This window comes from Phyllobacterium sp. P5_D12 (assembly GCF_054049495.1).
This window is the reverse complement of record NZ_JBFUMG010000948.1, coordinates 1-1111: the sequence shown is the minus strand read 5'-3', so window position 1 is coordinate 1111 and position 1111 is coordinate 1. Positions and strand designations below refer to the sequence as shown.

Genomic DNA, 1111 nt, shown 5'->3' with positions numbered 1-1111 from the left:
TGGTAGAGCAGGGCGTCAAATTCTACCCGCAATTTGGCAGGCAATCCTTCAAGGTCGATGGCCGTTTCAAATTTTGGGGCGGTGCAACACTCGCAGCATGGGGGGGTGGACAGGGCCTCGTCGATTCGCTTTATCTCGCCGCAGAAAAGAAGGGCATCGAAATTTGCTACAATGCCTGGGTTCGCGATCTGATCAGTTCGGATGCCGGTGTTGAAGGCGTGGTGGCCAAGTTTGATGGGGTCACAGAAGAGGTTGCGGCCAAGTCCGTCGTGCTTGCCTGCGGAGGCTTCGAGGCAAACAGCGAATGGCGCAGCAAGTATCTCGGACCAGGCTGGGATCTGGCCAAGGTACGTGGCAGCAAATTCAATACCGGAGACGGGTTGGAAATGGCGCTGAAAATCGGAGCCCAACCCAAGGGTAACTGGTCCGGCTGCCACGCGGTTGGTTGGGAGCGTTATGCCGAAGATTTCGGCGATCTTGCTGTAACCGGAGACTATGAGCGCGACAGCTATCCCTGGTCGATCATGGTCAATGCCACCGGCAAGCGCTTTCTCGATGAGGGCGCGGACATCCGCAATTATACCTATGCCAAATACGGGCGAGTCATTCTGGAGCAGCCGGGACAATTTGCCTGGCAGGTTTTCGATTCTACGGTCGTTCATCTGTTGCGTCCGGAGTACAGCACACGGCGCGTTACTCGCGTCACCGGCAATACACTGGAAGAATTGGCCGACAATATGGATGACGTCAATCGTGACGAGTTTCTGAAGACTGTGCGTGAATTCAATGCTGCTGTCACACGTGACGTCCCGTTCGATCCAACTGTCAAGGACGGCCGCAAGACAGAGGGCCTGCCGTTGCCGAAATCCAATTGGGCCAATCCGATCGAGGTGGCGCCGTTCGAAGCCTATGCCGTGACCTGCGGTATAACCTTTACGTTCGGAGGTCTGCGCATTTCAACCGATGCCCAGGCAATCGATACCAACCAATCTCCCATCCCAGGTCTCTATGTGGCCGGTGAACTGGTAGGCGGACTATTCTATTTCAACTATCCGGGCGCAACTGGCTTGATGAGTGGAGCGGTTTTTGGGCGCATAGCCGGGCGAAGTGC

At 55.9% G+C, this 1111-nt stretch carries 1 protein-coding gene; it reads left to right on the top strand.

The annotated features are described in order from the left end of the window. A partial coding sequence (gene tcuA, locus ACXJ5O_RS27880; protein WP_457302741.1) for an FAD-dependent tricarballylate dehydrogenase TcuA occupies positions 1-1111 on the top strand: 1111 nt, incomplete at both ends.